Source organism: Candidatus Dormiibacterota bacterium, from assembly GCA_036495095.1.
Taxonomy (GTDB): domain Bacteria; phylum Chloroflexota; class Dormibacteria; order Aeolococcales; family Aeolococcaceae; genus CF-96.
Window position 1 is genome coordinate 1 of the sequence record DASXNK010000189.1, and the last position, 5,705, is coordinate 5,705.

The window sequence follows — 5,705 nt, forward strand, 5'->3', positions numbered from 1 at the left end:
GGGTGAAGCCGACCTTCGCCAGCCGCTCCATGACCCGCGGGCGGGTGAAGGCCTCGCTGAGCAGGATCACCTCGGGGTTGGCGGCGCGCAGCTGTGGGATCACCCACTCCCAGAAGGTCAGGTGCTTGGTGTGCGGGTTGTCGACGCGGAAGACGCTGACCCCGTGGTCCATCCAGAACCGCATCACGTCGCACAGCGCCTCGAAGAGGTTGGCGCGGTCCTCGGTGTCGAAGTTGACGGGGTAGATGTCCTGGTACCGCTTCGGCGGGTTCTCCGCGTAGCGGATGGTGCCGTTGGAGCGGTGCCGGAACCACTGCGGGTGCTCGCGCACCCAGGGGTGGTCGGGGCTGCACTGCACCGCGAAGTCGAGGGCCACCTCGAGCCCGCAGCCGCGCGCCCGCTCGACGAAGGCGTCGAAGTCGCCGACGCTGCCGAGGTCGGGGTGGACGGCGGTGTGCCCGCCCTCGGCGGAGCCGATCGCCCAGGGGCTGCCGACGTCGCCGGGACCGGCCTCGAGGCTGTTGTTCGGCCCCTTGCGGAAGGTGGTGCCGATCGGATGGATGGGCGGCAGGTAGACGATGTCGAAGCCCATCTCGGCGATCGCCGGAAGCCGCTGGGCGGCGGTCGCGAAGGTGCCGCCGCGGGGCGGGGCGGCACCCTCCGAGCGGGGGAACATCTCGTACCAGGCCGAGAAGGCGCCCAGCGGCCGGTCGACCCAGAGGCCGAAGGGGCCGGCCACGCTCGCCGTGGCGCGGTCGGCGGTGCGGCGCATCAGGGCCAGCGCCTGCGGGGAGGTCGCAGCCGCCAGCCGGGCGCTCACCGAGCCCGCCCGGAGTGCGGCGGCGAGCCGGAGCAGGGCGCTGCGGTCGGCGGCCGGCAGACCCTTGCGGAGGCGTCCGTCGACGATCCGGGCCCCGTCCTCGAGCTCCACGGTGACGTCCTGCCCGGCCTCGATCCGGATCCGCAGGTCGCGGGCCCAGGTGCCGAAGCCGTCGGCGAGGCCGACCACCTCGAACTCCCAGGGGCCGGGCTTCCCGGGGACGATCAGGCCTCGCCAGTGGTCGTTGCCCACCGGCTCCAGGTCGACCTCCTCGCGCTTCGCCGCCGCCCTCCCCCGGGGCGGAGGCCCGTGGCGGACCACCGCCATGAGCTGGTCGTGGCCGTCGGCGAAGATGTCGGCGCTGACCTCCAGCGGCTGTCCCGCCGCCGCCTTGGCCGGGAACCGGCCGCACTCGACGGTGGGACGAACCGCCTCGATGATCACCCGATATTCGGAGCTGCTTCCCGCCATGAGCGGGGAGCTTATCGGGCGCGCACCGATTCCCGTGAGCGCCGCAACGCCGTCGAGGTGGTGCGTGCAGTCCCGGTCGGGGATGGATTACGCTGAGGTGGTTGACCAACGGGGGTGCACATGCCTGGTCGACGGCGGGTGCCAGGGGTTTTGTCCTGCTCGTGTCCGCTCTGGATGGTGCTTGTCCTGACGCTGCTGCTCGCCGGGGCACCGGCGGCCTCGGCGGCCAATCCGGCGGCGGCGGTGTTCGCACCCTCGCGCGCTCTCGTGCCCCCGGTCGCGCTGGCACGACCCGCCCCGGGGGCGGTCGCGGGGCCGGTCGCGGGGGTGCCCGCGGAGGTGCTGTCGGCGAGCATGGCGAAGCTCGCCGGCCAGCCGCCCTGGGTGCCGGAGCCCCCGATCTACTCGGTGTACACGTCCTTCAACCTCCCGGTGCGGATGAGCGACGGCGTCGTGCTCCGCATCAACGTGCTCTACCCCGCCGACCCGGCGAGCGGGGTGCCGGCGGCCGGCACCTTCCCGGTCCTGCTCACCCAGACGCCGTACGGCAAGGCGGTCAGCGGCGCTGAGCCGGGGCTGGTGCAGCGCGGCTTCATCGAGGTGGTCGCCGACGTGCGCGGCACCGGAGACTCCCACGGCCAGTGGGGGCTGCTCGACCCGCAGCAGATCGACGACGGGGTGACCATGGTCCACTGGTCGGCGGCCCTGCCCCACTCCAACGGCAGGGTCGGCCTCTTCGGCGCCTCCTACCTCGGCATCAACCAGCTGCTCACCGCCGCGGCGGTGGGTCCGAGCTCGCCGCTCAGGGCGATCTTCCCGGTGGTGGCCGCCAGCGACGTCTACCGCGACATGGCGGTGATGGGCGGCCTCCCCGACGCCGAGTTCTTCGACGCCTTCCTCGGCCTCACGGCCGGTCTCAACACCGCCGGCCCGGCCCGCGAGGCGACCGCCCAGGGGCCGCCCGACAAGGGCAACCTCGGCGAGATCCTCGACGTCGAGCGCGATCACGTCGGCGGCCTCGGCGGCTTCCACGCCTCCTACCTGTCCGACCTCGCCCAGGGCGGCGATCTCGCGTTCGACGGCCCCTACTGGGAGCAGCGCCGGCCCCAGCGAGTGCTCCCCGCGATCGTGGCCAACCACATCCCCGCCTACCTGGTGGGCGGCTGGAACGACCTGTTCCAGCGCGGCGAGCCGCTCAACTACACCGGACTGCAGAACGCCTGGGCGGGCCGGCCGGTCGACGCGCCGATGGTCGCCGGCCAGCCGGTCACGGGGCGCTACCAGCTGCTGATGGGCCCGTGGTCCCACGCCAACTTCGGCACCGGGGTCGATCTCGGCCAGCTCGAGCTGCAGTGGTTCGACACCTGGCTGCGCGGCGAGCCCACCGGCGTCGACCGCACCCCGACGCCGCTCCACCTCTACCAGCTCGGGGGCGGGCGGTGGGTCGACGCCTCCCGCTGGCCGCTCCCCGCCGCCCATCCGCAGCGGCTCTACATCGGCGGCGGCCGCACCGGCCTCGCCCCCTGGTCGCTGAACGACGGCACCCTGGGGCCACAGCCGGCGCCGGTGATCGGCAGCGACCCGGTCGCCTTCACCGGCGGGTCGAGCCCGTGCAGCCGGGCGACGGACCAGTGGGCGGGAGGCCTCCTCAGCGCGCAGTTCGCCGCCACCACCCAGGCCCAGCCCTGCGCCGTCGACGATCGCACCCTCCAGGCGGGCCCCGGGGTGCTCACCTACACCGGCGCCCCGCTCGCCCAGCCGCTGGTGATCGCCGGCCCCATCGGCGTCACCCTCTTCGCCACCTCCACCGTCGACGACGCCGAGTGGGTCGTGGACGTCGACGACGTCGGCCCCGACGGCGTCTCCACCACCCTCACCCAGGGGGGGCTGCTCGGGTCGCTGCGGGCGCTCGACCGGGACAGCTGGACGGCGACCGACGGCGGCCTGCTCCTGCCCCACCACCCCCTGACCCGGGCCTCGGCGATGCCGGTCAGCCCGGGGCAGATCACCGAGTTCGACGTCGAGGTCTACCCGATCTTCGCCGAGCTCGCCAGGGGGCACAGCCTGCGGGTCACCGTCTCCACCTCGGACACCCCGCACCTGGTGCCGACCGCGGCGCAGCTCGCCCATCTCGTGGGCGGTGTCTACCAGGTGCAGCGCGGCGGCGGGGCGCCCTCGTACATCGAGCTGCCGGTCGCCGGCTGAGCCGGGTCAGTCCGCCGGCGGCGCCGTCGAGGCGCGGCGCAGGATCACCAGCGAGCGCGACACCACCGGCAGCGCCTCGCCGCCATGGCAGCGGCGCGTCCCCGGGGCCTCGGTGGGAGCGGCGGTGTCGAGGATCACCGCCCACTCGTCGCCCCAGCCGCTGGGCAGCTGCCAGAGGGTGTCCTCGTGCGAGGAGTGGAACAGCATCAGCAGCGAGTCGCCGGTGATCCGCTCGCCGCGGGGCCCGCGGTCGGGGATGAGCTCGCCGTTGAGCAGCGCCCCCAGCGACTGGCGCGCGTCGTTGCCCCAGTGCTCGTCGCGCATCTCCTCGCCGTCGCGGCGGAACCATGCGATGTCCTTGCGGCGCACCCCGCGGCCCACCTGGCCGTGGAAGAAGCGCTGCCGGCGCAGCACCGGCTGGGCGGCCCGGAGGTCGATCACCCGCTTGGTGAAGGCGAGCATGTCCTCGTCGACGTGCTCCCAGTCGAGCCAGGAGATCTCGTTGTCCTGGCAGTACGCGTTGTTGTTCCCGCCCTGGGTGTGCCCGATCTCGTCGCCGCCGAGCAGCATCGGACACCCCTGCGAGAGCAGCACGGTGGCGAGCATGTTGCGGCGCTGCCGGCTGCGCAGCTCGACCACCTCGGGGTCGTCGGTCTCGCCCTCGACGCCGTGGTTCCAGGAGCGGTTGTCGTTGGTGCCGTCGCGGTTCTCCTCGCCGTTGGCCGCGTTGTGCTTGTCGTTGTACGAGACCAGGTCGCGGAGGGTGAAGCCGTCGTGCGCGGTGACGAAGTTGACGCTCGCCCAGGGTCGCCGGCCGTCCGACTCGTAGAGGTCGCTGGAGCCGGTGAGGCGGTAGGCGAGGTCGCTGACCCCGGCGGCCTGGCCCCGCCAGTAGTCGCGGACGGTGTCGCGGTACTTCCCGTTCCACTCCGCCCAGCGCACCGGGAAGTTGCCGACCTGGTACCCGCCCTCGCCCACGTCCCAGGGCTCGGCGATGAGCTTGACCTGGGAGAGCACCGGGTCCTGGTGGATGATGTCGAAGAAGGCAGAGAGGCGGTCGACGTCGTAGAACTCCCGTGCGAGCGCGGCGGCGAGGTCGAAGCGGAAGCCGTCGACGTGCATCTCCTGCACCCAGTAGCGCAGGCTGTCCATGATCAGCCGCAGCGTCTGCGGCTGGCGGACGTTGAGGCTGTTGCCGCAGCCGGTGACGTCGTAGTAGAAGCGCGGGTCGTCCTCGACGAGCCGGTAGTACGCCTGGTTGTCGATGCCCCGGAAGCTCAGCGTCGGGCCCAGGTGGTTGCCCTCGGCGGTGTGGTTGTAGACCACGTCGAGGATCACCTCGAGCCCCGCCTTGTGCAGGGCCCGCACCATCGCCTTGAACTCGCGGACCTGGCCACCGTGCTGCCCCGCCGACGAGTACCGGGCGGTCGGGGCGAAGTAGCCGATCGTGTCGTAGCCCCAGTAGTTGCGCAGCCCGTGCTCGACGAGGTGCGCCGGGTCGATGAACTGGTGCACCGGCATCAGCTCGACGGCGGTGACCCCCAGCCGGGTGAGGTGCTCGATCGCGGCGGGATGGGCGAGCCCGGCGTAGGTGCCGCGCAGGTCCCTGGGCACCTCCCGGTTCCGCATCGTGAAGCCGCGCACGTGGGTCTCGTAGATGACGGTGTCCGCCCAGGAGGTGTTCGGCCGGACGTCCTCCCCCCAGGGGAAGAAGCGGTCGACGACCACCGACCGGGGCACGTGGGGCTCGGAGTCGAGGTCGCTCATGTCCTCGTCGCCCGCGCCGTCCCAGCGGTAGCCGAAGAGCTCGGGACCCCAGGTCAGGTCGCCCGCGATCGCCTTGGCGTAGGGGTCGATGAGGAGCTTGTGAGGGTTGTGGCGCAGCCCATCGGCGGGCGAGTAGCGGCCGTGGACCCGGAAGCCGTAGTGCTGGCCCGGCCCCACCCCGTAGACGTACCCGTGCCAGTGGAGGTCGGTGCGCTCGGCGAGCTCGAACGAGGCCGAGGGGCGTCCGGAGCGATCGAAGAGCACCAGCTCGACCCAGTCGGCGGCCCCGGCGAACACCGAGAAGTTGGTCCCCTCGCCATCCCACGTCGCCCCCAGGGGGACGTGGGACCCAGGCCAGGCCGCCTTCACGGCGCCGGTGCGTGGATGCGATTCATCGGCGGCCATGATAGGTGGGGCGGCGCCGGGGGAGGTGCCCGGGCGC

The 5,705-nt window shown here is 72.8% G+C and carries 3 protein-coding genes; 1 reads left to right on the forward strand and 2 read right to left on the reverse strand.

What is annotated here, in order from left to right:
* Nucleotides 1-1,291 (reverse strand): maltotransferase domain-containing protein (locus VGL20_18580; protein ID HEY2705691.1); only part of this gene is annotated, 1,291 nt, incomplete at its 3' end.
* Between the two features lie 174 nt (nt 1,292-1,465).
* Between VGL20_18580 and VGL20_18585 the strand changes: the two genes are divergently transcribed.
* Entirely contained in the window at nt 1,466-3,496 is a 2,031-nt protein-coding gene (locus VGL20_18585; GenBank protein ID HEY2705692.1) for a CocE/NonD family hydrolase, read from the forward strand.
* Between the two features lie 6 nt (nt 3,497-3,502).
* Here the strand turns inward: VGL20_18585 and glgX are convergent, their stop codons facing one another.
* Nucleotides 3,503-5,668 carry a glycogen debranching protein GlgX gene (glgX, locus tag VGL20_18590; GenBank protein HEY2705693.1) on the reverse strand — a complete coding sequence of 722 codons (2,166 nt, stop codon included), beginning with the start codon at nt 5,666-5,668 and terminating at the stop codon, nt 3,503-3,505.
* Between the last annotated feature and the right edge of the window lie 37 nt (nt 5,669-5,705).

Excerpts from the sequence above, each read along its gene's own strand:
- VGL20_18585 (HEY2705692.1), top strand. The coding sequence starts at position 1,466 with ATGGTGCTTGTCCTGACGCTGCTGCTCGCCGGGGCACCGGCGGCCTCG.
- glgX (HEY2705693.1), bottom strand. The coding sequence starts at position 5,668 with ATGGCCGCCGATGAATCGCATCCACGCACCGGCGCCGTGAAGGCGGCC.